Annotated in this window: 20 protein-coding genes; 10 read left to right on the plus strand and 10 right to left on the minus strand. The window is 67.5% G+C overall.

Going from position 1 to position 26176, the window contains the following annotated elements:
* Positions 1 to 8 precede the first annotated feature (8 nt).
* Positions 9 to 1160, plus strand: a complete 1152-nt coding sequence (locus HY058_07385; protein ID MBI3497109.1) for an FAD-binding oxidoreductase — start codon at positions 9 to 11, stop codon at positions 1158 to 1160.
* 172 nt (positions 1161 to 1332) lie between these two features.
* Here HY058_07385 and HY058_07390 read toward each other — a convergent pair whose 3' ends face one another.
* The 10 genes from HY058_07390 to HY058_07435 form a co-directional block, all read right to left on the minus strand.
* The gene (locus tag HY058_07390; GenBank protein MBI3497110.1) at positions 1333 to 1701 is read right to left on the minus strand and encodes a hypothetical protein; all 369 of its coding nucleotides are present in this window, start codon (positions 1699 to 1701) and stop codon (positions 1333 to 1335) included.
* Positions 1701 to 2561 (minus strand): universal stress protein, encoded by an 861-nt coding sequence (locus tag HY058_07395; protein ID MBI3497111.1) that lies wholly within the window; start codon positions 2559 to 2561, stop codon positions 1701 to 1703. Before HY058_07395 ends, HY058_07390 begins: the two co-directional genes overlap by 1 nt.
* Before the next feature lie 120 nt (positions 2562 to 2681).
* Positions 2682 to 3278 (minus strand): SCO family protein, encoded by a 597-nt coding sequence (locus HY058_07400; protein ID MBI3497112.1) that lies wholly within the window; start codon positions 3276 to 3278, stop codon positions 2682 to 2684.
* The gene (locus HY058_07405) at positions 3275 to 3745 is read right to left on the minus strand and encodes a copper chaperone PCu(A)C (GenBank protein ID MBI3497113.1); all 471 of its coding nucleotides are present in this window, start codon (positions 3743 to 3745) and stop codon (positions 3275 to 3277) included. The genes HY058_07400 and HY058_07405 overlap by 4 nt, the downstream gene beginning before the upstream one ends.
* Positions 3746 to 3760: 15 nt before the next feature.
* Entirely contained in the window at positions 3761 to 5656 is a 1896-nt protein-coding gene (locus HY058_07410) for a CopD family protein (GenBank protein ID MBI3497114.1), read from the minus strand.
* A 34-nt stretch (positions 5657 to 5690) separates the two neighbouring features.
* Positions 5691 to 6023 (minus strand): copper homeostasis periplasmic binding protein CopC, encoded by a 333-nt coding sequence (copC, locus tag HY058_07415; protein ID MBI3497115.1) that lies wholly within the window; start codon positions 6021 to 6023, stop codon positions 5691 to 5693.
* Between the two features lie 133 nt (positions 6024 to 6156).
* A complete protein-coding gene (locus HY058_07420; protein ID MBI3497116.1) occupies positions 6157 to 6528 on the minus strand; it encodes a hypothetical protein in 372 nt (123 codons plus the stop codon).
* A 126-nt stretch (positions 6529 to 6654) separates the two neighbouring features.
* A complete protein-coding gene (locus HY058_07425) occupies positions 6655 to 7902 on the minus strand; it encodes a DUF1501 domain-containing protein (GenBank protein ID MBI3497117.1) in 1248 nt (415 codons plus the stop codon).
* Positions 7903 to 7914: 12 nt separating this feature from the next.
* Complete coding sequence (locus HY058_07430; protein MBI3497118.1) at positions 7915 to 9474, minus strand: DUF1800 domain-containing protein; 1560 nt, start codon at positions 9472 to 9474, stop codon at positions 7915 to 7917.
* A gap of 416 nt (positions 9475 to 9890) precedes the next feature.
* The gene (locus HY058_07435) at positions 9891 to 11375 is read right to left on the minus strand and encodes a peptide ABC transporter (GenBank protein MBI3497119.1); all 1485 of its coding nucleotides are present in this window, start codon (positions 11373 to 11375) and stop codon (positions 9891 to 9893) included.
* Between the two features lie 199 nt (positions 11376 to 11574).
* On the opposite strand from HY058_07435, the gene HY058_07440 reads away from it, so the two are divergent.
* The 9 genes from HY058_07440 to HY058_07480 all read left to right on the plus strand — a co-directional run bounded on the left by HY058_07440 (position 11575) and on the right by HY058_07480 (position 26164).
* Positions 11575 to 11811: a hypothetical protein gene (locus tag HY058_07440; protein ID MBI3497120.1), complete on the plus strand. Its 237-nt coding sequence runs from the start codon at positions 11575 to 11577 to the stop codon at positions 11809 to 11811.
* Positions 11812 to 11991: 180 nt separating this feature from the next.
* A complete protein-coding gene (locus tag HY058_07445; protein ID MBI3497121.1) occupies positions 11992 to 15141 on the plus strand; it encodes a CHAT domain-containing protein in 3150 nt (1049 codons plus the stop codon).
* A 3-nt stretch (positions 15142 to 15144) separates the two neighbouring features.
* Positions 15145 to 15837, plus strand: coding sequence for a hypothetical protein (locus tag HY058_07450; GenBank protein MBI3497122.1), 693 nt, complete (start codon positions 15145 to 15147; stop codon positions 15835 to 15837).
* Between the two features lie 31 nt (positions 15838 to 15868).
* Positions 15869 to 18004, plus strand: coding sequence for an adenylate/guanylate cyclase domain-containing protein (locus HY058_07455; protein ID MBI3497123.1), 2136 nt, complete (start codon positions 15869 to 15871; stop codon positions 18002 to 18004).
* Positions 18005 to 18049: 45 nt separating this feature from the next.
* Positions 18050 to 19276, plus strand: coding sequence for an MFS transporter (locus tag HY058_07460; GenBank protein MBI3497124.1), 1227 nt, complete (start codon positions 18050 to 18052; stop codon positions 19274 to 19276).
* A gap of 220 nt (positions 19277 to 19496) precedes the next feature.
* Positions 19497 to 20168: a TetR/AcrR family transcriptional regulator gene (locus HY058_07465; protein ID MBI3497125.1), complete on the plus strand. Its 672-nt coding sequence runs from the start codon at positions 19497 to 19499 to the stop codon at positions 20166 to 20168.
* Positions 20165 to 21376 (plus strand): efflux RND transporter periplasmic adaptor subunit, encoded by a 1212-nt coding sequence (locus HY058_07470; protein ID MBI3497126.1) that lies wholly within the window; start codon positions 20165 to 20167, stop codon positions 21374 to 21376. Before HY058_07465 ends, HY058_07470 begins: the two co-directional genes overlap by 4 nt.
* Positions 21373 to 24528 carry an efflux RND transporter permease subunit gene (locus tag HY058_07475; protein MBI3497127.1) on the plus strand — a complete coding sequence of 1052 codons (3156 nt, stop codon included), beginning with the start codon at positions 21373 to 21375 and terminating at the stop codon, positions 24526 to 24528. The genes HY058_07470 and HY058_07475 overlap by 4 nt, the downstream gene beginning before the upstream one ends.
* A gap of 277 nt (positions 24529 to 24805) precedes the next feature.
* Positions 24806 to 26164, plus strand: a complete 1359-nt coding sequence (locus tag HY058_07480; protein MBI3497128.1) for a tetratricopeptide repeat protein — start codon at positions 24806 to 24808, stop codon at positions 26162 to 26164.
* The last annotated feature ends 12 nt before the right edge of the window (positions 26165 to 26176 follow it).

Consider the following 26176-nt stretch of genomic DNA (forward strand, 5'->3'; position numbering starts at 1 on the left):
GCGGGGCGATGAGCACGGCTGGTACGGTTCACGACTTCGACGTCGTCATCATCGGCGGGGGCTTGCACGGCTGTTCCGCCGCCTACCACCTCGCGCAAGCCAAGCTGAAGCCGGTCGTGCTTGAAAAGCACGTGGTCGCGCGCCATGCGTCGAGCGCCAGCGCCGGCGGTGTCCGGCGGCTGGGGCGCGACCCGGCGGAGATCCCGCTCGCCGTGGCCTCGATCGAGATGTGGCATTCTATGCGCGACATGCTGGGCGACGACGGCGAATTCCGTGCGACCGGCCAGGTGCGCGTGGCGGAGAACGCGGCCGAGCTCCAGAAATGCGAGGAGCGCGCCGCCAGGGTCCGGGCGCTTGGCTACGACCACGAGGTGGTAATCGACCGCAAGGAGCTGCGCCGCCTGGTGCCGCAGGTGGCCGAGCACTGCGTCGGTGGCCTGCATACCGCACGCGACGGTTACGCGTTCCCGTTCAAGGCGACGACGGCGTTCCGCCTCAAGGCCGAGGAGCTGGGCGCCGTGGTCAAGGAGGGGACCAAGGTCGAGGCGATCGAGCGTTCAGGGGAGCGTTGGGTGGTCAGGACCAACCACGGGCAGTTTCGCGCGCCGGTGCTGGTCAACGCCGCCGGGGCCTGGGGCGCCGAGATTGCGCGGATGGTCGGCGACGATCCAGTCGAAGAGCCGGTGGCGCTGATGATGATGGTCTCGGGCCGCATGCCGCATTTCCTCGACCCCACGGTGGGCTGCATGGGCCGCAAGCTGTCGTTCAAGCAGATGCGCGCCGGCACGGTGGTGATCGGCGGCGGGCATGTCGGCACGGTCGACCGCGAGACCGAGCTGACCGAGCTCGATTTCCGCAAGCTGGCGCTGAGCGCGCGGACCGTTTCAGCCGTGTTCCCGATCATGAAGGACGCGACCCTGGTACGCTGCTGGGCGGGGGTCGAGGGCTTCACGCCCGACGACATACCCTATATTGGTCCGTCCAAGGCGGCGCCGAACGTGTTCCATTCCTTCGGCTTCTGCGGCCACGGCTTCCAGCTCGGCCCCGTGGTCGGCAGCATTACCGCCCAGCTCGTGACGCAGGGCAAGACCAACCTGCCGATCGAGCCCTTCCGCATCGACCGCTTCGCCGGCAAGGACGCCCGCGTTCCCGCGCACTGACGGGCGGCGGGGCAATGCCAATTCGATCTTGAAGCTCTGCGCCCCTTCCACAGGACCGAGCACTCAATGTCCGGAACGTTCCGGAAGTGCTTCCTTCCGCGAGTGGCGGCCGCTTGCGAGACTACAACGGACTCACGCAAGCCATCCCCGGACGTGTCTATGAGCTCCCGTCCTAGACCGGCGCGTCCTCGACCATGACCACGCGGAAGGTCCGCTCCACGCCGTCATGCTCGGTGATGCTGACATATTCGCCTTCGCGGAAGACATGGCCGCCGAAGCGAAAGATCGGCTCATCGTCCGCCTCGCCCGGCTCATAGGAGAAGGCCCAGCCGTGCTTTGAGTGGTGCACGAGCTCACCCACCTCGTCATCCTCGCCGCGCCAGAAGCGGTGCACGGTGCACAGCTTCGCCAGCTTGCGCCAGGCCGCGAGATCGAAGGTGCCGTCCGGCTTCAAGGGCGCCTTAAACTCGTAGCCGTGATGGGCGCTGCCTTCGGGAAACTCTGGGCTGCGCGCCAGCTCGAGGCGGATTTTCTTCAACATCAGTGCACCATGAGGACGGGCAGCTTCGCCGCTTTGAGCACGCGCCTGGTGACGCCGCCCAGCACCAGCTCTCTCAGCCGGCTGTGGCTGTAGGCACCCATGACCAGGAGATCGGCGCCGGCTTTGCCGGCAGCCGCGAGAACATTGGCGCCGATGTCGCCCGCGGCCGAAAACTTGCGAACCTCAGCCGTCAGGCCGTGCCAGGCCAGGCTCCGCGCCAGGTCTTCGGCGTCCTCGCCCATGTTGCCCTTCTCCGGCGCGGTCAGCACCACGATCTTGCTCGCTTCCGCCAGCAGCGGCAGGGATTGGGCGACCGCACGCGCCGCCTCGGCGCTGCCGTTCCAGGCGATTGCCACGGTCTTGCCGATCGCCTTCGGCGCCTTCGAGGCCGCCAGCAGCACCGGCCGGCCGCTCCGGGTCAGCGCGGTTTCAATGGCGAGCGACCGGCGCTCGTCGTCCTCGCTCGACCCACGCGCCAAGATGACGATATCGGCGAGCCGGCCGCGGCGCGCGATCGTCTCGACCGCGCCTTGCATCTGCGTCCAGGTGGCCGTCGCCGCCTTCGACGTGCCTGGCTGGCCGGTGTGGGTGAGCTTGCTCGCCTTCATCCACGCCTCGAAGGTGGCGCGGGCCTGCTTCGCCCTCGTTTTGATGTCGGCCTCAGCCGCCTCGATGATCGACTCCGCCGCCGAGGCCGACAACGGATCGCCGACCATAAGCAAGTCGCTCGCGGGGTCGCGCTCGACGTGCAGCACCGAGACATGCGCGGCGAACCGGCGGGCAAGCGGCAACGCCGCATCCAGCGCCGGGCGATCCGACTTGTCGCCGAACACCGGAACGAGCAGAACCTTGACGCCCATGGCAATCCCTCCTCGGCAAACCGCTGCCAGCTCCCGGGAAGGACTCCTACCGGATGAATCCTCGCTCGGCCTTGAGATGGATCAATGTCCGACTTGCCCCGCCGGTGGCTGCCCTCACTCTCATGAGATCAGCGCATTCAAGCGCTGGGCGATGAGCTCCGGCGGGCTTTCATGGGTGAAATTCGTGACGAAGCGCCCCTGGGGATCCATGACGTAGATGACCGAGCTGTGGTCCATGTCGTACTCGCCGGGTGAGGCGCCGGCGTGCTTGGCGTAGTAGACGCGATAGGCGCGGGCGGCGCGCTGGATCTGGTCCGGCGTGCCGGTCAGCCCCACGACCGCATCGCCGAACGCCGCCACATAGTCCTTGAGCACCGCCGGCGTGTCTCGCTCGGGATCGACGGTGACGAACAGCGCCTGCACCTTCGGGCGCTTGCCCCCGAGGCGGTCGATGGCTTCCGCCATGTCGTTGAGCGCCGTCGGACAGGCATCGGGACAGTGGGTGTAGCCGAAATAGATGAGGAGCCACTTGCCGCGGTAGCTCGCCTCGCTGACCGGGCGTCCGTCCTGGTCGGTGAGCTGAAAGGGTCCGCCGATGGTGGCAACGGCAGTCGAGCCGCCGATCACCCGATCGACGACGACGAGAGCGATGCCGGCAAGCACGAGCGCGCCGATGAGGGCGGCAATCAAGGGCCATCGCTGCGTTGCTCGTATCATGACCCGGATCCTTGCTTGGGTTGCGGCGCCATCGCCCGGGCGTTCTCGACCTTGACCAGCACCTCGCGCGTTCCGGCATGTTCGAAAGTGAGCGTCATCGGGAAGCTGTCCCCCTCCTTGAGCGGCTGCTTCAGCCCGGTCAGCATCAGGTGATAGGAGCCGTTCGGCTTAAGCACGATCGGCTCGCCGGGCTTGAGCTGGATCGCATCGACGGGGCGCATCTGCATGGTGCCGTCGCCCAGCATCGTATGGGCGTGGAGCTGCGCTTGCGCCACCGGTGTGGCGACCGCGACCAGCCGATCGGCGAGCGGACTGACGATGGTCATATAGGCGACGCTCAGCTGCGAGCGCCCGATCGTGGCCCGCGCCCACGCAGCTTCGATCCTGGGCCCGGCCTCGTCCGCCTGCACCGGCAAAGCGCCGAGTAGGGCTGCGAACGCCAGGGCGAAGATGGTCTTCGTCGGCATCGATCGACTCCTCGGCTAGTGAATGTGGGGGCCGATCGCCCCACTTGCGACCGGCATGCGACGGAGAGCAGCGATGCGCTCCAGGAGGACGGCAGTGCCGGTCGAGCTCGGGTCGTCGGCAGGCAGCCAGACCTGTCGCAGCCAGCGCGCCCGATCGATCAGGAATTCGCCCCCCGGCATCGACTCCAAGGCGATCCCGGCGATCTCGGCATAGGCCGGTGCGGCCTCGGGCGAGTCGGCGACGCAGAGGCTGGGCGGTACCGCGAGCCCGGCATGGCCGACCACGACCGTGACGGCGCCGGCCTCGCTGAGCCTGCCGGCAAGCGCCGCCAAATTCGTGAGCCGCACCGGCGTGGCGGGGTCGGCGAAGACTAGATGGACGGGCTGCCCGACCATGTCGCTCAGCATGGCGGGCCCGCCGCCGGGGCAACTGACCGGGATGTCGGGGGCAGGCACGGGGCGGAGGAAGGTTGCATCCCACAGGCGCGTGCTGGCGGCGTTGGCATGCAGGAAGTCGATGAGTTGCCAGCGGTCCGCAACCTCGATCACCCCTTCGAAGGCCGGCATCGCCTCGTTCATGCCGTTCGAGATCCACCAATAGAGATCGCCATCGGCATGATCGAAGAAATGCTCGGCGGTGAGATCCGCCGGCCTCGCCCGAAGGCCCGCGGCTGCCGGACCGTTGCCTCGGCCCAGGTGCCCGTGGCAGATGACGCAGTGCTCGGCAAACAGCGCCCTGCCGCGCATGACCGAGCTCGCGGTGAAGCCGGTGGGCGAGGTCCAGAAGGTCGTCGGCAGGGCTTCGACGGCAAAGAGCCTGAGGCCTGGGGAGAAGAAGAGGACGAACGCCGCGCCCAGAGGCATGGCGACCCAGCGCAGGCGCCGATAGGGACCGGCCAGCAACATCACAATGAGGCCGACGGCGATCCCGTAGCAGGCGACGAAGGCTTCGAGGTAGAGCTCGGGGATCTGCAAGGCCGCACGGCTCGGTTGCAGCGGAAACGGCCACCAGGGTTGCTGATGGGCGCCGGGCGCCGAGGTGGCGAGCAGACCCGCGGCACCGAGGATTGAGAGGCCGACACCGATCTCGGCGCCGATCGACAGGCGAAGCCGGCTTCGAGCGGCAGGCGAGGCCTGGTCTCCCGACACGGCAGGCGCCAGGCGCCAGCGGTTGAGTGCGGCCAGCGCCAGCATGAACGCGAACAGCAGCAGCTTGACGAGGCAAAGAGCGCCGTAGAGCGTGCCGACCAAGGCCGGGATGGAGCCGACGAGAAACCAGGATTGAACCAGCGCCGTTACGGCAATGGTCGCAACCGAGGCGATGCCGACCGGCGAGAAGCGGCGCGCCGCCTCGGCTGCCGCCGGCAACGGCAATGCGAGCGACCAGAGCAGCGGCACGAGACCCCCGAGCCATGCACCCGCGGCCAGGAGATGCAATCCGTTGGCGAGCCCCGCGAGCCAGCCCGTGCCGGCGCCGATCGCCGCGCCATGTCCGATGGCGGCATGGAGCGCCAGGCCGAGTCCCGCCAGCGCCGCCGCCGCGGCATGCCACGGCGCCGGGCGCCGGCGGATGGACCCCAAAGCAAGGAGGATGGCGACGATGAGGCCTGCACGGAGGAGGAGGACGGTGCCGAAGCGCGACACCGACAAGACCTGAACGAGCGATCGGGCGAAGTCGTCTGCGCCCGCCATCGCGCGGGTTTGCAGCGGCAGCCACAGGCACGCCGTCGCCAGTGCCACGAGCGCGCTCATGACGGCGAGCCGATGCAGCCGTGCATCCACAGGCGCCGCCGCCGCGCCGGAAGCGGCGAACACCGGGGGCGCGATCGAGGCTCGGAACAGCAAGACTCCGAACAGCGACAAGGCGGCGCTCAGATGCGCGGCTCTTAGAATGCCCAGCATCGCATCCATGGGCGCGCCCTCGCTCGGGACCTGCGAATTCAGCTCACGGCTTCACCGTGAAGGCGTAATTGCCCTCGGTGCGATGCGTATCCACCGATACGACGTGCCAGCGCACCTTGTAGGTACCGGGAGCGATGTCCGTGAGGCTCGCCAGCATCTGCTTCGTATCCTTGGCAGCGAGATGCGCATCGCCCTTGTCGACGCGGCTGCCGGCGCCGTCCAGAACCTCGAGACCGGACAAGCCCGGCTCGAGCTGCTGGGTGAACCAGAGGCTCACCTCCTTCGGGGCGGTGCTGACGGTGCTGCCGGCAGGCGGCAGCGCCCGTTGCAGATGGGCATGCGCCCAGGCGGTTGCGGTGAGCGCCATGGCGAGCATGACCACGGCGAGAAAGGTCGATTTGCGCATGAGAGGCGGCTCCGTCGAGTAGCTGATCCGGTCGGGGCTGTTGCCCCGGGGAGGGTCGGGGCGGGGGTAGTCCCCACCCCCTCCCCGACCCTCCAACTGGCAATCAGGCGCTCGGCGGCGGTGCCCGCGAGGCATAGGCACTCAGGCGGGAGAGAATCGGATGACGGTCGTCAGGATCGAGCCACGCGATCGCGAGCGCGACCGGCAGACCGAGCGTCCGCGGCGCTGCCAGTGACAGGGCTGCGCCGACGGAGGAGCACTGCAGACATTGGTCATGCAGGTGCTTGAGGGGGGGCGTGCCGCCGGTATCGGTCTTGCCGTGCTCTCCCGGTCCTTCCCCAGGGGCAAGGCAGAGCACGGCCGCCGCATCCGCTGGTCCTCCAGGGACGACCGACGCCAAGAGCGCCAAGGGACCCGAGAGCCAGGACTGCAGCAGCAACGCCGATAACGCCGCCGCGGCCACGGATCGCGACATCCACGACCATAGGGAACGGGAGGGCCTCAAGCGCTTGTCTCGCACGGGGGCGAGTCTATCCCGGCATCACCATGCGGGGCCAGCCTCGCCCGCTCACGATGCGGGCGATGGCGGGCGCGCGCGCCGTCACGATGCCGCGACGATGCCGAGCGGCTGATAGGTGATCGTCGGAAATACCGCGGCGATGTTGGGATTGCCTTGGCGGCGCACCAGGATTTCGGCGAGCACCTGCCGGTAGTCGGTGGTGATCGCAAGATCCAGGCGCTGGTCCAGCTGATTCGCCGCCAAGCCCGGCCAGGTGCCGTAGATCCGTCCGCCATTGACCGGCCCGCCGAGGGCCAGCATGACCGAGCCATGGCCATGGTCGGTGCCGCGATTGGCATTCTCGGCCACGCGCCGTCCGAACTCGGTCATCGCCACCACGGTCAGCCGCGATTGATAGGAGGCAAGGTCGGCCCAGAACGCCGACAGCGCTTGCGAGAGCTGACCGATCTGGCTCTGCAGGTGGATGGCCTGGTCGTCGTGGGTGTCCCAATTGTTGAATTCGACGGTGGCGAGCTTGAGGCCGACATCGAGCTTGACCAGCTCGGCCACCGTCTTCAGCCCATCGGCGAGCTCGCCGCGGCCATAATCCACACCGGGAGCGGGGTGGTAAGTGTCGATCGCACCGGCGGCATTCTTGGGCGCGCGGTCATAGACCGCACCCAAGGCGGCGATCGCATGGCTGCCGACCGCGGCGTAGTCGCTGGTGCCGGCGCAGAGCTGCTGCAGCACGCCGCGGTTGGCGTCGTCGTCCTCGAGGAAGAAGTCCTGAACCGCGGGGATGGCGACGGCGCTGGTGTTGCGGAGCAGCGAGATCGGCAGGCTGTCATGGGCGGCCATGACCGGCACGGCACCCGAGCCGATGCCGGTGACGGCCAGATGTCGGGTGATCCAGCCGTCGATCAGCTCCGCCTCGCCGTCGCCATAGCCGCGTTCCATCAGGTCCTGGGACTTGAAGTGGCTGCGGCTGGCGCTGGGGAGACCGCAGGCGTGCACGATGGCGAGGCGGCCCTGGTCGTAGAGCGCCTTCAAGCCGGCTGCCCAGGGGTGGAGGCGGAAGTCGACCCCGGCCGGCCCGCCGGCGAGCGCCAGGCCGGCATTGGCGCCGGAGGCGGGTACGGCCAAGGTCGGGCGCGCGGCGATATAATTGGCGTCGTTCACCGGGGCCACCAGGCTCAAGCCATCGGCGCCGCCGCGCAGGAACAGCACGACAAGGATGTCGCCGGCCGAAGCCGTATCGGCGAACGCCACCTGGAGACCCGGCCGCAGCATGAGACCAGCGGCGCTTGCGGCTCCGGTTGCCAAGAGACGACGGCGCGAGATCATCGGCATGGCTCCCGGCTCCTAGCGATTGACGAATTCGGGCGTGGTGGCGATCAGCGCCACCAGCCGACGCAGCGCCGCTTCGAAAGCGCTCGCCCTCCCGCCGATGGCGGGACCGATGCCGTCGGCGCTCATGGCGTCGCTCAGAAGCGCGGCGTAGCTCGACGCCGAGAGGTTGCCGCCCAGCATGGCCTGGCTCCAAAAGGCGAGGATGCTGTCGACCGTGTTGGTGCCGGCCGGGAGCTGCGAGGCGAGCACCGCCTGGCCCCCGAGGATCGTGGTGCCGAACATGCCGAGAAGCAGGTTCCAGGTCCGCAGCGTCGTGTCGGTGGTGAGCCAATGGGCGTTGGTGTCGGGCAATCCGTCCGGCGTCGGCCAGGAGAACATGCGGTAGCCCGTGCTCTCGAGACCGCCCATCAGGTTCCAGCTCGGCGTCGCCACGGCGCCGACGGCGCGGAGGAACCCGACCAGCAGCTCGAACGGCCGGCGCAGCTTGATGCCTGGATTCTGCAGGAACTCCGGGGCATTGAGGATGGTGCGCAGCACCTGGGCGATCTGGTCGGGCGCGGTGCTGTTGGCGAGCCAGGTGGCGACCGCCTTGTCCACCAATGATTGCGGCGCGTTCTCGCCGTAGAGGCGCTGGCAGAGCTTGCCGCAGACGAACGCCGCGGTCTTTGGGTGGTAGGCGGCGAGATCGAAGACCTTGCGCCCGGCGGCGAGATCGGCAGTGAAGCTGGCGAGGTCGATGCCCAGGACCCTGGCCGCGGCGCGACTGTGATATCGCGGAACATAGAGGAAGGATCCATTGGCCGGATCGATAGTCCAGCCCGACAGCGCCTTCGCCGCGCCGAACACGTCGTCATCGATGAAGCCGATGGGCTCGCCCGTGGGCAAGAGCGGCACCTGGTCCCAGCTGGCGTATTGGTGGTCGTAATAGTTCGGGCGGCCGAGCGTGTGCAGCTCCAGGAGCTCGCGTGCGTAGTTCTCGTTGGGGTGGCTGGCGCGGCTCGACTGGTTGTTGAGGAAGAACATCATCGCCGTGCTGGTGCCGACCGCCTCCAGAAGCTGGCGAAAATTGCCGAGGGCGTTGGCGCGGATCACGTCGCGATCATAGGCGGGCCAGGTCGCCATGATCTCGGTATCGGCGAAGGCATCGACGCTGAAATGCGTGTGCCAGAACTCGCACAGCATCTCCCTGAGCTGGTAGGAGCTGTGAACCGCACGGATCCAGGTGGCAACGCGGACCTCTTCGGTGGCCCGCATGACTTCCGACCAGGGCGTGGTAACGGCCTGGAAGCCGAGATGCAGCTGCCAGAGATCGGCAAGCGGCTTGCCCAAGGTATTGAGCGGACGATTCTCGCGCACGGCCGGCCAATTCGCGCCCGCCGGATAGCCGATCGGAAAGCGAGCGGCGGCGAGCATCGCCTGGGTCAGCGGATCGTCGCCCGGCGGCGCCGCCAGCTGCTCGTCCACATAGGCCGCGAGGCCGATCCGCTGCATCCGCGCGACGTCCGCCGGCAGGGGACCGTAGCTCATGCGCGAGAGAGCAATCCATTCCGGCGCAGCGTTGGCGATGGTCATTCTCGGCTCCGGTCGGTGCGCGAAGCGATACGCAAATACATTGTGGCCCGAAAGTCGTTTCTGAACTGTGACCGCGGTCACAGGACGCGCTTTGTTTATCGAGGGATCAAATTAAACAGAAGATAAACGCCCCTGAATTCTTTCGATTACACGCGAATTTTCTTGGGATTGCTTCGCAGCACACCATGCAAGCAGCTCAAGCATGATATCATAAAATTTTAGGCAAATGCACAGCAAAGCGTCGGGCGACGCCCTAGTGGGATGATTCCGAAGTTCGTCCACGAACTTCGGAATCATCCCACTAGATTCAATTGATTGGTGGCCCGCTTATCCCTGAAATTCGCTGACGAATTTCAGGGGCGGGACACTAAATCGCCATGGCGTCAACGCCTAATGCGAAACGCTGGAGCGGGCGCTCACTGCCACTTCATGTCGAAGGCGAAGAACGACTCGTTGGGCGTGGGCTGCCAGAGGAACTCCTTGCGCGCGGCGTAGATCGCGACGTTCTGGTAGAGGCCGATCCCCGGCACGTCGCGCTCGAGCAGCTCGAAGGCCTTGCGATAGTTCGCCAAGCGTTTCTGCTCGTCCAAGGTGCTGCGCGCCGCATCGACCACAATGTCGAACTCCGGATTCTTGTATTTCGACCAGATGCTGTCGCTGCGGAACAAGGGATAGATGACGCCGTCGGCATCCTGGCAGGCGCAGGACCAATTGCCCGTCGACATGTTGCCGGCGTCCTCCGGATTGCCTTGCCGTCGCTTGAGGAAGGTCGGCTGGTCCGTGGACGAGATCCGAACCTTGAGGCCGACCTCTCCCAGCATCTGCTGGATCGCCTGCACCACCCGCTGGTCGTAAACCGGGGAGGTGATGAAGACGAGCTCGGCATTCTCCTGCTTCGCTTCCTTCAGGAGCGCCTTGGCCTTGGCCGGATCGTGGGGATACCCCTGGAAGCCGTCGATATAGCCGAAATTGGCCGGGGTCAGCACGATGTTGACCATCTTGCCATAGCCGGCCAACAGCGCCTCGATGATGAGCTTGCGGTCGACGGCATAGGCGATCGCCTGGCGCACCCGCACATCGGCCGTCGGGCCCCAGAGCGCGTTCAAGAACATGTAGCCGATGCGCTCGGTCGGCACCGACAGGATCTTGAGGTTGGCATCGCCGACGATCGGCTGAGTGTCGTCGGGGTTTAGGCCGCGGATCACGTCGGCCTTGCCGGTTCTGAGATCGGCGACCCGGGTCGCTGCGTCCGGCACGCCGCGAAACTCGACATGCTCGAAGGGTGCCTTGCCCCGCCAGTAGGCGGGATTGGCCTCGAGCGTCACCTTGACGCCGCGCTGCCAGGAGGCCAAGCGGTAGGGCCCGCTGCCGAGCGGCTGCTGGTTGAACTCGACGTCGCCCAGCTTCTTGACCGCGGTCTCCGGCACGATGCTGAGCTTGACGAGCTGGCCCAAGAGTGCGGGATAGGGCGAGGAGGTGGTGACCCTGACGACGCCCGGTGCCGTTATCTTCGCATCGACGATGGTGTTGAACTGGCTGAGCTGCGGGCTCTTGAAGGCGGGATTGGTGATGCGTTTGACGCTGAACACCACGTCTTCCGGCTTCAGGGCCGAGCCGTCGTGAAAGACCACGTCGCTCCGGATCTCGAAATCGATCTCGGTATCGCTGGCGTAGCGCCACGATTTGGCGATCTGCGGCTGGATCTTGCCCTGGGCGTCGCGGGTCAGGAGATTGTCGAAAATGTTGCGGTAGACGGTGTAGCTGTCGGTGTCCCACTGCACCTGCGGGTCGAGCGAGGCCGGATCGCCCTGCAGGCCCACGGCCAAGGTGTCTTTGCCGGCGGCGAGAGAAGGTGCCCCCGCCAGCGCCAGACCGGCGGCGAGCGCGCTCATCATCGCCATCCGCCCGCCTCGCCTTGGCGACCGTCCGAGATCCGTCTCAACCATTGGGCCTCTCCCCTTTTATAGCCGCCCCCGACTTGGCTCGAAGCTTAGCATAGGCACGGTCGATGCCACGGTCCGCCAGCTTCTTCCGCGACGAGGCGGCATTGCTTCTTATATTATTGCCCAGATGGAGCCAGCGGACGAAGGGCCGAGACCCATGGCCGAGCGACCAGAGAGCTACGAACCCGGGGCGGTGGTCTGGCGGACCCCCGAGGGCGAGCCCGTCTCTTGCGTGGAAAAGATCAAGGTCCTGAACCAGGACTTCGAGGAGCTGAGGCAGCTCGCCCAGGACGCGCTCGAAGACGCCATCCTCATGGGCTGCGACGAGCGCCAGGTCCGCGCCGAGCTCGCCCGCCTCATCGCCTCGCTGCACAATCCCTACAATAAGGGCTGAGGCGGCCAGAGCTGCCCGGCGGCTCGCTTTGTGACGGCCCTCACAGCCGCGCTCGGCGAAACGGCGCAGGAATGCAACCGACTGGGGCTTACCCGACCCCTGGTCGAGTGCGTCCGCACTCATATCATGGTACGGTTTCGGCCGTACCTGCCTCAGGGCTTGGCCGAGCGGGGGGCATGCGTGCTGAAGCAGCCTGACGACCGTGCCGAATTCGGCCGACGCTTGCGGTGCCCGCTTTCGCGGCTGCCAGCGCTGAGCCTCGCGATCGCGCTGACTTCCATCACCGTCGCCCTCCTCCCCCTGCGGGAGGCGGACGCCCAGAGCGGGACCGCTGCCCCGTTGCAGCGCCAGGAGACCGAGGCGTCGCCCGACCAGCTCTTGGACGAGGCCTTTACCGCCAATCCGGAGCGCCTGGCTCAGGCGAAAGCCAAGGCGGCCGAGCCGCCGCCGCAGACCAACGATGCCGAGCGGCTGGCGCAGTTCTATCGCAATCGCGGCGTCGCCGCCCAGATCGCCAGCCTGCCGCAGCAGGCGATCGAGGATTTTCGGCGCGCCGCCGAGCTCGCCCGCCAGGCTCCGAGCGTCGACCGCGGCGAGATCCTGTGGCACCTTGCCACGGTCCTCGGCGGCATCCAGCGCACGCTGCCGGCCATCAATTTCCTCCGCGAGGCGATCGAGGCGACACCGCAGAACCGCCGCGGCAGGGTCATCGGCTGGTATTCTCAGCTCGCCGGTTTTCAAGGCAGCATCGGCAATCTCCCGGCGGCCGAGCGATCGGTGGCGCAATGCCAGGAGCAGTATCAGCAGCTGATCAACAGCCCGCGCCGTAATTTCAGCGAGCAGCTGCGCTTAACCTGGCATGTGCAGGTGCTGCGCGCCGAAGCTGCGTTGTGGCAGGCCAGGGGCCGCCAGGTGAAGGCGGAACCCCTGCTCCGCGAGGCGCTCGAGGAAGCGCAGAAGCTGCCGAACGGCGGTGGCGTCATGCAGGCCCTCCATGCCACCCTCTCGCGCAATCTGATGGTCCGCGGACGGCTCGGCGAGGCGGAGAACGAGGCGCGGTTGGCGCTCGCGCAAGCGCAGCGGGCCGGCGGTGCCGGCGGCATGCAGGCCAGTCACGCGCTGCTTGGCCTGGCCGTTGTGCTGATGGAAGAGGGCCGGGTGGTCGAGTCAGAGACCTTGATCCGCAAGAGCATCGAAATCTTCAAAAGCGTCGGCTTGCAGGCGAATGGCGGAGTTCGATTCCCTCTTGCCCATGCGCTCGCCGCGCAAGGCCGCTGGCGGGAGGCCTATGACGAATTCGAGGTGGCGCGGAAGAGCTTCGCCCAGATCCCGCAGCAGTTCGAGCTGAAGGTCCGGCAGGATGTCACCTATCCCTTGGTGCTGCTGAAGTCGGGTCACGGCCCGGAAGCGGTTGAACGTCTGGCGGCGATGGCGGACACCGCGACGAAGCGCTTCGGGGAGAGGCATTACGCCGTAGCCGCCCTCCCGAGCGGTCTCTACGCCGTGGCGCTGGCGGAGACCGGTTCCACCGACAGGGCGCTCGCCGAATTCCAATCCTCGGTGCCGTTCCTCCTGCAGCGCTCGCGCGAGGCGAACGATGAGGAGGATTCGGCGGCCGGCCGCGAGCAGCGCGTGCGTCTTGTACTGGAATCCTACATCTCCCTGCTGGCGGACCTGGCGGCTTCGGGCAAGTCCCTGCCCAACCTCGACCCGGCGGCCGAAGCCTTCCGGCTGGCCGAGGCCGCGCGCGGCCAGAGCGTCGTGCGCGCGCTCGCTGCCTCCTCGGCGCGGGCCGCGGCGGCGACACCTGAGCTCGCCGAGATCGCCCGGCGCGAGCAAGACGCCCAGCTGCAGCTCTCGGCCTTGAACGGGCTCCTGGCCAACGCCATCAGCGCCCGGGCCGAGGATCAAGATGAGAACGCGATCAAGACGCTCCGCGTCGAGATCGATCAGCTCCGCGACGAGCGGGCGAAGATCGCCGGCGAGATCGAGCGCCGCTTCCCCGACTATGCCAATCTGATCAATCCAAAGCCCGCGAGCTTGGCCGACGCGCGCTCGAAGCTGCAGCCCGGCGAGGCCTTGCTCGCTTTCTATGTGGGCGAGCGCAGGACCTACGTCTGGGCGGTGTCTCCGTCGGGAGCGCATTTCAATGCGGCCCAGATCACGCGCGACGATCTCACCCGGCAGGTGGCGGCGCTGCGCCAGGCCCTCGACCCCAACGCCCAGAGTCTCGATGACGTCCCGGCCTTCGATGTGGCGGCGGCCCAGCGCCTCTATGCCACGCTGATCCAGCCGACCGAGCCCGCCTGGGGCGAGGCGAAGAGCCTGCTGATGGTGCCGCACGGACCCTTGGGCCAGCTGCCGCTGGGCTTGCTGCCGACCACACCGGCCAGTCTGGAGAAGACCGGCCTCGCCTTCGCCGGCTATGCCAAGGTGCCTTGGTTGCTGCGCCGGGTGGCGGTGAGCCAGCTGCCTTCGGTCGCCTCCTTCTTGACCCTCCGCGCGCTCCCCGCCGGGCGCGGCGATCGTCGGCCCTTCGTCGGGTTCGGCGATCCCTGGTTCAGCCTTGCCCAGGCCGAGGAGGCGAAGGCGGCGATGAAGACCGAAGCCGCCCCGCTCACCACCCGCGGCGTTCGCTTGAAGCTGCGCAGCGCCCCCAGGGGTGCGGACATCGCCGCCGAGATGGCCCAGCTGCCGCGCCTGCCCGACACCGCCGAGGAGGTGCAGGGCGTGGCCCAAGCGCTCAAGGCCGATGCCGCCCATGAGGTGTTCCTCGGCGCCGCCGCCAGCAGGCAAACCGTCACCGGGCTCAAGCTCGCCAGCTGGCGCATCGTCATGTTCGCAACCCACGGCCTGGTGCCCGGCGACCTCACCGGCTTGACCCAGCCGGCGCTGGCCTTGAGCGCCCCGGAGGTGACCGGCGATGCCGGCACCGGCCTCTTGACCACCGAGGACATCCTGGCGCTCAAGCTCGACGCCGATTGGGTCATCCTTTCGGCCTGCAATACGGCGGCCGGCCAGGGGGCGGGGGCCGAGGCGATCTCGGGTCTGGGGCGCGCCTTCTTCTACGCCGGGGCCCGGGCGCTGCTGGTCTCCAATTGGCCGGTCGAGACCACCTCGGCCCGGACCATCACCACCGACCTCTTCCAGCGCCAAGCGGAGAATCCCGGCCTGTCGCGCGCCGAGGCCCTCCGCCAGGCCATACTCGCTCTCATCGATAGCCCGGGTTATCTCGACCCTGGATCCGGCAAACCGCTGTTCTCCTACGCACATCCGATCTTCTGGGCCGCCTTCTCCCTCGTCGGCGACGGCGGCGGCACCTGGAGGTAATCAATGACCGGTATCTCGCGCGCGATCCTCGCCATCGCCGGCGGCCTCTTCGCTAGTCTGGCGATCACCCTACCCCTCGCCTCCGCCGGCGCGGCGGAGGATCCGGTGGCGCTCGTCGAGGACATCACCAATCCCGCCGACGGGATCGACTTCATGGATGTCTTGCCCAAGGGCAAGGTGATCAAGCTCGGAGCCAAGGACACCTTGATCCTGGGCTACCTCAAGTCCTGCCAGCGCGAGGTGATCACCGGCGGAACCGTCACCGTCGGAGCCGAGCAGAGCATCATTGCCGGCGGCAAGGTCGAGCGGCGCAAGGTCGAGTGCGACGGCGGCCACATGCGCTTGACCGCCGATCAATCGGGCAAGAGCGGCGTCATGGTCTTCCGCGGCGCGCCCGGCAAGCTGCCGCCGGCGCAGCTCACACTCTATGGCACCAGTCCGGTCATCAGCCTCACCAGCGGCAGCGGCACGGTGGTGGTCGAGCGCCTGGACAAGCCCGGCGAGAAGCGCGAGGTGACGGTCGGCGGCGGCGGCGCGATCCGCTCCGCCTTCTTCGACTTCGCCCGCCACGACATGGCGCTCGCCGCCGGCGGGCTCTACCGCGCCAGCAGCGGCGGCCGCGAGCTGGTCTTCAAGGTCGCCCCCGACGCCCAGCCCGGGGTGACGCCGCTGGTCGGCCGGGCGATCCGCCTCTGAGGCGGCCGCGCCACGAGTTAGTCCGCCGCCGATGAGGTGGCGCGATCTCGCCGGTGCGCTTCTGATCGCATTCGCCGTGACCGGCGTGCTCGCGACGGCACCCTTCGCCTTCTTCTCCGGTCTGTCGATCGACCTCTTGTTCTGGCTGCGCCACCACAGCTACGGGGCGCTGCATCAGGCGGAGGACTCGCCGACGGTGGTGGTGGCCTTCGATGAGGAATCGCACCGAACCCCGCCCTTCGACGGCGTACCCCAGGCGCTTTGGACCAAGGATGTCGGCCACGTGCTCGATGCCGTGCTTGTCGGCGGGGCGAAGGTGATCGGCTTCGACGTGATCTTCGAGAAATCGATGGAGAGCTTCGTTCCCGGCTTCGACCGCGACTTCCTGCGGGCGCTCTTTCGCGGCGGCCGGGAACGAAAGGTGGTGCTTGGCAAGGTCCAGCACGCGATCCTGCCGATCGCTCCCTTCCGCACCCAGGTGCTCGCCGTCGGCAATGCCGCCAACGTGCGCACGACCAACCTGTTTCGCGACGACGATGCGGTGATCCGCCGTATCCCGCTGCTTCTGGAGAGCGATGATCTGCAGAGCGGCGTCAGGCACGAGACCTCGATGGCCCTCGAGCTGGCCGCGCGCTGGCTCGGGCGGGTGCCGGAAGCGCTCGCCGATGGCGGAGTGCGCCTCGGCGACTATCTCATTCCGCAGTCGCCGCCCAACAACATGCCGATCAACTTCTCGACCGGGATCGGCGACGTTCCCACATATTCCTTCGCCGATCTCGCCGCCTGCGCGGATGCAGGCAATACGGAGTTCTTCGCCCGGCATTTCGCCGGCAAGGTGGTGCTGCTCGGCGCGGTGCTCGACGTCGAAGATCGAAAGCTCACCTCGAAGCGGCTGGCCACCGGCCGGGAAGGTACGACGAGCGGAGAGCGCTGCGTGCATCCGCCCATGCAGGGCCTCTACCAGGAGGATCTGATTCGCGACGACATTCCCGGCGTGTTCATCCATGCCAACGCCGTCAACAATCTCCTGCGCGGCGAGGGCCTGATGGAGCTCGACCGGCCGATGGCGATCGCCATCACCTTCGCCCTTGGAGCGGTGTCGGCGGTTGTGGCGCTGCTCTTGCCGGCAGGCCGCTCGGGCCTGGTGCTGCTGGCGGGAGCGCTCCTGTGGGTCGCCGCGGCGACCGCGGCGTTCCGCCACGGCACCGTGCTGCCCCTGGTGCAGCCGCTGGTCGCCATGGCCGCGACCTTCGCGGCACTCTTGGGATATCGCTTCACCGTGACCGACCGCGACAAGCGCCAGCTCAAGCGCGCCTTCGCCTTCTACCTCGCTCCCGCGGTGGTCGATCGCATGCTGGCGGCCAACAGCACGCCCGAGCTCGGCGGCGAGACGCGGCAGCTGACCGTGTGGTTCTCCGATCTTGCCGGCTTCTCCACCTTCGCCGAAGGCATGGAGCCGGACGACCTGGTGGCGCTGATGACCGAATACCTCTCGGCGATGACCGAGGTGGTGGAAGTCCATGGCGGCTTCGTCGACAAATACATCGGCGATGCGGTGGTGGCCGTGTTCGGCGCGCCGGTCGAGGATGCTCTGCACGCACGCCACGCCGTCGAGGCGGCGCTCGGCTGCGCCCAGCGGCTGAAGGATCTCAACGCCAACTCGCCCTTGCTCCGCGGCCGGCCCTTGGCGCAGCGGATCGGCGTCAACACCGGCCAGGTGCTGGTCGGCAATATCGGCTCGCACCGCCGCTTCAACTACACGGTCATGGGCGATCCGGTGAACGTCGCCTCCCGCCTGGAAGGGGTGAACAAGGTCTATGACACGGAGATCCTGGTGACGGATGCCACGGCGGCGGCGACCGGCGATGGCGTGTTCTACCGCGAGATCGACACCATTCGCGTCAAGGGCCGCGATACGCCCTTCAATGTCTTCGAGCCGATGGGGACGGCCGGCAGTCTCCCGGCCGATCGCCTCGAGCTTTGCCGCCGCTACGCCGAAGCGCTCGGACACTATCGGGCCGGCCGCTTTGCCGAGGCGCGGAGCGTCCTCGATGCGATCGCTGAAGGCGATCCCCCCTCGGCGCGCCTTCTCGACGTGGTCAAGGGCTTGGCCGGGCGGCCGCTATCCGCGGGCTGGGAACCGATCAATACGCTTCTGGAGAAATAGGGCGCTGGTAGTCCGCGCCCACGCTTGGCGCTAAGCTCGGCGCCGATGCATCGAGCTGCCGATCAGAGCCCAGATGAAGCCGCACCGGCGCGGGCGCATGCCACGCTCATCACCTGCGGGGCGACGCACGCGCTGCATGACGGGCTCGGCGATGCGCTCTATCTCCTGCTGCCAATCTGGCAATCGAGCTTTGGTCTCTCGCTCGCCGAAATCGGCCTGCTCAAGACCTCCTTCTCGGCCGCGCTCGCCAGCGTCCAGGTGCCCGCCGGCATCGCCTCGGAGCGGCTCGGCGAACCGGCGCTGCTGGCGCTTGGCACCGCGGCGATGTCCTTGGGTTTTCTGCTGCTAGGCCTGGCGGACGGCTTCGCCCCGCTGGCGCTGGCGATCGGGCTCATGGGAGCGGGAGCCGCCGTACAGCATCCACTGTCATCGGCGCTGGTCGCGGCCGCCTATGGCGAAGCGCGCCGGCGGTTGGCGCTCGGCACCTACAACTTCGCCGGCGACCTCGGTAAGGTGGCGATTCCGGCGGCGCTCGGCCTGGCGTCCGTCTATGTCGGCTGGCGCAGCGCCACCATGGGGCTCGGCGCCTTCGGCATCCTCGGCTCGGCCTTTCTGTACGCCATGCTGGTTCGCCTCAGACCCGGTAGCCGGCATGACGACCGGCACGCGGCACCGGCCCGCGGCGGCTGGGGCATCCGCGATGCGCGCGGCTTTGCCGCCCTCTCCGCCATCGGCGTCATCGACAGCATGACGCGAACCGGCTTTCTCACGTTGCTGCCGTTCTTCCTCGTGAGCCGGGGGGCGGCCATTGCCGAAATCGGCTTCGCGCTGGCCCTGGTTTTCGCCGGCGGCGCCGCCGGCAAGTTCTTGTGCGGTGCGATCGCCGGACGCCTTGGCATCGTCGCCACGGTGATCTTGAGCGAATTCCTGACCTCGGCAGCGGTGCTGGCCCTGCTGGTCGTGCCGGATTGGGCGGCAATGCTGCTGCTGCCGCTCGTTGGGGTGGGGCTCAACGGCACCTCCTCGGTGCTCTACGGCACCATTGCCGATCTGGTCGAGCCCGAGCGCCGTGCCCGCGCCTTTGGACTTTTCTACAGCATCGGCATCGGCGCAGGCGCGCTTTCGCCGACTGTCTGTGGGGTGATTGCCGACCGGGCGGGTGTGCCTCAGACCTTGGCCTTGGTCGCCCTCATGGTGCTGCTGACCCTGCCTCTGTCCGCCTTCTTGCGGCAGACCGGCCGCATCCAGCCGAGCCTGCCGGCGGCCCCCTAGCGTGATGATTCCGAAATTCGTCGGCGAACTTCGGAATCATCACGCTGGTTTCAATGAAATAGTGTCCCGCCGGCGCCTAAATGCCCCGGCTTACGACCGGGGCATTAGGCCGAGGCGTTGGCCTCGAGCGGATCCGGGCCTGGGTACGATTAAGGGATTCGCCTCAAATACCCGTGATTGCCGTTGACATCCGTTCAACCGGCAGTATGGTTTTCCGCAATTGGAACTCGTGAGTTTCACCTTGCCGCTCGATGACACCAAATCCTGGCGCCTCAAGCGACGGCAGCGCATTTTGCTCGCGGCCTCGAGTCTGTTTGCGCGCCGTCCGTACCAAGAAGTGCAGATGGACGATGTCGCACATTTGGCCGGAACCGGCAAAGCAACGGTCTATCGCTACTTTCCCTCCAAGGAAGAGCTCTATCTCGAGGCCTTCGATCAAGCCTTGGCTGTCCTCGAGGATGCCATCGCCGTCGCCTCGGACTCCGGCGGATCGCCGATTGCCGCGCTCGAAGCCATGCTGCGGGCGCTGGTGGAGACCCTGGCTGAGCAGCTGCCGTCGCTGCGCGTGCTGGGCGGCGACGACAGCCACCTGGCCGAGCGCGGTCGGCAGGTGTTTCGGCGCCGCGCCGCCCACATCGCCGATCGGCTGCGCCAGGTCATCGAGCAAGGCATCGAACGAGGCGAGTTTCGCGCCATGGACACCGAAATCGTCCCCCGCATGCTGATCAGCATGGTCCGCGGCGCGCTCGTTGCCGCTCCACGCAATTCGAACGGCCGGGCGCTTGATGCCGTCCTCGACATGGCGCTCAAGGGCGGCTTGGCGACGATGGTCGCAACACCGCCTCCCGCGGCCGTTTCCTCCGAACGCAAGCGTTGGAGCTCTTCCCGGTGAAACGTATCTGGCCCGCCCTTCTCCTGGTTGCCCTGCTCGCCGGCGGCGGCTACGGGTACAACTGGTACACGCACCTCGCCGAGCCGGCTTCGGCGGCGGCGAGCCCGGCAGCCCGCCAAGCGGCTCCCGGCGTCCCCGTGGTGACGCGGCTGGTCGAGCAGAAGCCCATGCCGGTCGACGTGGCGGCCATCGGCACCGTGCAGCCCATCGCCACCGTCGCGATCAAGTCCCGGATCGACAGCGAGATCATGCAAGTGCATGTCGCCGAGGGCCAGGAGGTCAAGCAGGGCGATCTCTTGTTCATGCTCGATGTCCGTGGTCCGCAGGCGCAGCTTCGCATCGCCGAGGCGAGCCTGGAGCGCGACAAGGCGCAGCTCGAGAAGGCGAAGCAGGATGTCGCGCGCTACACCGAGCTGTTGAAGCGCGACTACACGCCGCGCACGAACCTCGACCAGGCGGTGGCGCTTGCCAACCAGCTGGAGGCCCAGATCAAGTCCGATATCGCCAGCATCGATGCGGCGAAGCTGATCCTGGCCTACGCCACCATCCGCTCGCCGATCGACGGTCGCATCGGCGCCATCGCCTTCAAGCGCGGCAATCTGGTGAAGAACAACGATACGACCTCCTTGGCGACGATCACCCAGCTCCGGCCGATCTACGTCACCTTCTCCGTGGCGGAGGGGCAGCTCCTGGAGATCCAGAAGCAGATGGCGACCAAGGCGCCGCCGATCGTCCAGGCGATCATTCCCGGCGACCGGGCGAAGCCGGCCGAAGGCCAGCTCAGCTTCGTCGACAGCACCATCGATCCCGCGACCGGAACCATCCAGCTCCGTGCCGCATTCCCCAATGCCGATACGCGTCTGTGGCCCGGCCAGTTCGTGCGCGTCTCGATGCGTCTGCGCATGGTGCCCGACGCGCTGGTGGTGGCCTCAGACGCGGTGCAGGCCGGCCAGAGCGGTCCCTTTGTCTTCCTGGTCAAGGCGGACCAGACCGTCGAGCCGCGCAATATCGCCATCGCCTGGACCAGCGGCGAGGAGACGGTCATCGCCGACGGCCTCAAGGCCGGTGAGCGGGTGGTGGTGGACGGCCAGCTCCGCATCACCACCGGCAGCAAGGTGACCGAGCGCGGCGCCGCCGCCAACGCGGCTCCGAACCCTGCCGCCGCGGGCGGCAAAGGGCAAGGACAGGGACAGGGTCAAAAGCAATGAATCTCTCCGAGCTCTGCATCCGCCGGCCGGTCATGACCACGCTCGTGACCGCGGCCTTGATCCTGTCCGGCGTCTTCGCCTATCAATTGATCCCGGTCGCCGCGCTGCCGCGGGTCGACTATCCGATCATCTCGGTCTCCGGACAGCTCCCCGGCGCCTCGCCCGGCACGATGGCGGACACCGTGGCCGAGCCGCTGGAGCGGCAGTTCTCCACCATCGCCGGCGTCGAGCTCATCACCTCCACCAACAGCCTTGGCAGCACGCAGATCGTGCTGCAGTTCGCCCTCGATCGCGACATCGACAAGGCGGCGCTCGACGTCCAGTCGGCGATCTCGGTGGCGGCCCGCCGGCTGCCGGCGGACATGACCACCCCACCCTCCTTCCGCAAGGTCAATCCCGCGGATGCTCCGGTGCTCCTGGTGGCATTGTCCTCCGACACCGTGCCGCTCTCACGCATCAATGAGTATGCGGATGCCGTGATCTCGCCCCGGCTGTCGACGCTTTCCGGCGTCGCCCAGGTGCTGGTCTTCGGCACGCAGAAGTTCGCCGTGCGCGTGCAGATCGATCCAGATGCGCTGACGGCCCGCGGCGTCGGCATCGACGAGGTGCAGAAGGCGGTGTTCTCCGCCAATGCCAACACGCCGATCGGCAGCGTCTCCGGCCAGCGCCAGGAGCTGACCTTGCAGGCCAACCGTCAGCTCGCCACCGCCGACGGCTTCCGGCCGCTGATCGTTGCCTGGCGCAACGGCGCGCCGATCCGGCTGGGCGATGTGGCGAACGTGATCGACAGCGTGGAGAACGACCGGCTGGCGAGCTGGTACGGCGCCAACCGCTCGATCGTGCTCGCGGTCTTCCGCCAGCCCGACGCCAACACGGTCGAGGTGGTCGATCGGGTGAAAGCGCTGCTGCCGGTGTTCCGCGCCGACGTGCCGCCCGCGGTGTCGATCGATGTGCTCAACGACCGGGCGAACTCGATCCGGGCGGCGGTTGCCGACGTCCAGTTCACTCTCGGCCTCACCATCGTCCTGGTGGTGATGGTGATCTTTCTCTTCTTGCGGCGGCTGTCGGCCACCGTGATTCCCGCCTTGGCCTTGCCGGTATCGCTCATCGCCACTTTCGGGGCGATGTACGTGCTGGGCTTCAGCATCGACAACGTATCCTTGCTGGCGCTCACTCTCTCGGTCGGGCTGGTGGTCGACGATGCCATCGTCATGCTCGAGAACATCGTGCGCCACGTCGAGGGCGGCATGAAGCCCTGGGAGGCAGCACTCCGGGGCGGCCGCGAGATCGGCTTCACCATCATCTCGATCACGCTGTCGCTGGTCGCCGTGTTCATCCCGCTGTTCCTGATGGGCGGCGTCGTCGGCCGGGTGTTTCACGAGTTCGCCGTGGTGGTGACCCTGGCGATCACCCTCTCCGCCTTCGTTTCGCTGACGCTCACCCCCATGCTGTGCTCGCGTTTCCTGCATCCGGAGAAGGCGGAGGAGCACAACAACCTGTTCGAGCGCATCGCCGGCGGCACGCTCAAGCTCATGACCGAGGCCTATGCCAGCTCGCTGCGCTGGGTGCTCCGGCATCGCCCGCTCATGCTGGCGGCGCTGCTCGGCACCATCGTCGCCAGCGGCTATCTCTTTTCCGCCATTCCCAAGGGGTTTTTCCCGCAGGAGGACATCGGCCAGCTCGGGGTGGCGACGGAAGCGGTTCCCGGCATCTCATTTACCGCTATGGTCGAGCTGCAGACCCGCGCCCGCGACATCATCCGCAAGGATCCGGCGGTGCAATCGGTCGCCTCCTCGGTCGGCTCCGGCGGCTTCTCGAACACCGTCAATTCCGGCCGCATGTTCATCACGCTCACGCCGCGCGACCAGCGCCCGCCGGCGGCCGTGGTGGCAAGGCGGCTCCGCCAAGCGGTATCGAACATTCCCGGCATCAACGTCTTCATCAACCCCGTGCAGAACCTGCAGATCGGCGGCCGCCAGAGCAAGAGCCTCTATCAGTACACCCTCCAGGCGCTCGATATCGGCGACCTCTATGAATGGTCGGGCAAGCTGACCCGGGCGCTAGCGCAGACGCCGCAGCTCCAGGACGTCACCTCCGACCTGCAGGTCAACAATCCCGAAGCGACCTTGCGGATCGATCGCGAGAAGGCGGCGGCGCTCGGCGTCGGCATCGATCAGCTGCGCTCGACCTTGTTCAGCTCCTTCGGCACAAGGCAGGTCTCCACCATCTACGCCAACAGCAACGACTACCGGGTGATCCTCGAGCTCGAGCCGAAATTCCAGGGCGACCCGTCGACCCTGTCGCGTCTCTACGTGCATGCGAGCACCGGCCAGCTGGTTCCGATCGATGCCTTCGCCCACATCGAGCGCACCGCGGGTCCACTCACCGTCAACCATCAATCCCAGCTGCCGGCAGTCACCATCTCCTTCAACCTCGCCCAGGGCGTGGCCCTCGGCGACGCCATCGACGCGATCAAGAAAACCGAAGCAACGATGGGCTTGCCCGCCACCATCAACACCTCCTTCCAAGGCACGGCGCAGGTGTTCCAGCAGGCGCTGGCGAACCAGGGCCTGCTGCTGCTGGCCGCGGTGCTGACCATCTACATCGTGCTGGGCGTGCTCTATGAGAGCTTCATCCACCCGCTCACCATCCTCTCCGGCCTGCCTTCGGCCGGCATGGGGGCGCTCCTGACCTTGTGGATCTTCGGCTTCGACCTGAGCGTCATCGCCATGATCGGCATCCTGATGCTGATCGGCATCGTCAAGAAGAACGCCATCATGATGATCGACTTCGCGCTGGCCGCGCAGCGCGAGGAGGGCCGCGCGCCGGCCGATGCCATCTACCAGGCCTGCGTGCTGCGCTTCCGGCCGATCATGATGACGACGATGGCGGCGATCATGGGCACCTTGCCGATCGCCATCGGCCATGGCGCCAGCGCCGAGCTGCGCCAGCCGCTCGGCGTCGCTGTGGTCGGCGGCCTGGTGGTCTCCCAGGTGCTGACCCTCTACATCACGCCGGTGCTCTACATCTATCTCGACCGGGTCGGCCACCACGTCGGAGCAGGGATCGCCTGGCTATGGTCGGGCGGATGGCGGAAGCCGGCCTCCGCCGTGGCGCCGGCATCGAAATCCGAAGGCCGCAAGGTCGCATAGCCCTTCCCGCCGCGCGCGGTCCGCCGCGGCCCAAGCGCGGGGCTCCGCGCATGACCGCTCCTGCCCCCTTACCGCCCGCCGGCCGAAGGCTCGTCCAAAAGCCGATGCGTCCATTTGGACGGCGCCTGCGTATAGATGTTACAATCTGTAGGATTGTTTAGGCGTTTGTACGGTTTCCCGTCCGGGGTCCGGGCAAAGCTGCGGGGGCAGAATGCTTCTGGGGGGCAGTGGGAGGGCGAGCGGATCGGCGGGGCGACGTCGGGCATGGCGGCTGCTTTTGGCCGCCCTCGGGGCCGTTTCGCTCGCCGTTCCAGCCGCGGCGGAGGCGGGCCAGGGGCTCGAGCCGACCCTCGGCCTCCAGCTGGCGCAGGCGTCCTCCGTGTCGGCCGCCACCCGCGCCGAATATGACCGGACCTTCCAGGCGGTGCTCCGCGACCCAGGCAACCTGGATTTGACCTTCCGCTTCGCCGAGCTCGCGGTCGAGGTCGGCGACCTCGAAGGCGCGATCGGAGCGCTCGAGCGGCTGCTGGTCTTCAACCCGGACCTGCCGCGGGTGCGCCTCGAGCTTGGCGTCCTCTACTATCGCCTCGGCTCCCACCAAGCCGCCAAGGCATATCTGGAGCAGGCGCTCGCCGCCCCCAATGCCCCAGCGGAGGTGCGCGAGCGCGTCAGGCCGCTCATCGCCGAGATCGACCGCTCGCTTACGACCAGCCATTTCTTCGGCGCGGTGCAATTGGGCACCCGCTACCAGACCGACGCCAATGCCGCCACCGCCACCGGCAACGTCAAGCTGTTCGGCCTCGATGCGACGCTGTCGAGCGAATTCCTGAAGCAGCACGACTCCAACGGCTTCATCGTCGGCAATCTCGGCTATATCTACGATCTTGGAAACCAAGCCGGCGACGCCATCGAGAGCAACCTGAGACTCGTGGCCACGCGACAGTTCCGGCTGACGAGCCTCGATCTCGGCTTTCTCGAGGCCGATGTCGGCCCGCGGTTCCACCCGTTCGAGCGCATGCCCGGCCTGTCGCTCAGGCCTTACGCCGTCGGCGGCGCCGTCACCCTGGGCGAAGCGCTCTATTACAAGGGCGGCGGCGGTGGGCTCAGCCTCGATACGCCGCTGACCCGCGCGCTCGCGGTCAACCTGGACGGCGAAGGACGGGCACGCTGGTTCCACAATACCGCCTCGCGCTCGACCTCGACCGACAAGAACGGCCCGGAGACCGTCGGCCGGCTGACGGCCCGCTACGCGCTCTCTCCGGTCGCGGCGGTGGTGGCGGCGTTCGAGTTCGTCCGCGACGCCAGCCAGGCGGATAACGAGCGCAACAATCAGTACGGTGTGACCGTCGCCTACAACCGGCAATTTTCGGCGCCGTTCCGGCTTACCCGGCTGCCCTGGTCGTTCAGCCTCAACGCCGGGCGGGTGTGGCGCGAATATGCGGGCCCCGATTCCTCCGTCGATCCCGACGTCACCCGCCACGACCGCGAGTGGTCCGTCGGCGGCTCGCTGACGGCGGGGCTCTTCGGCCGCTGGTCTGCGACCCTGCAGGTCCAGCAGCAATGGGTGAACTCGGCGCTCGTAAACTTCGCCTACCGCAATTCCGCCGTTTCCCTCGCTCTCGGCTACGCTTTCTAGCTGTGCACAGGA

Source organism: Pseudomonadota bacterium, assembly GCA_016195085.1.
Lineage (GTDB): Bacteria > Pseudomonadota > Alphaproteobacteria > SHVZ01 > SHVZ01 > JACQAG01.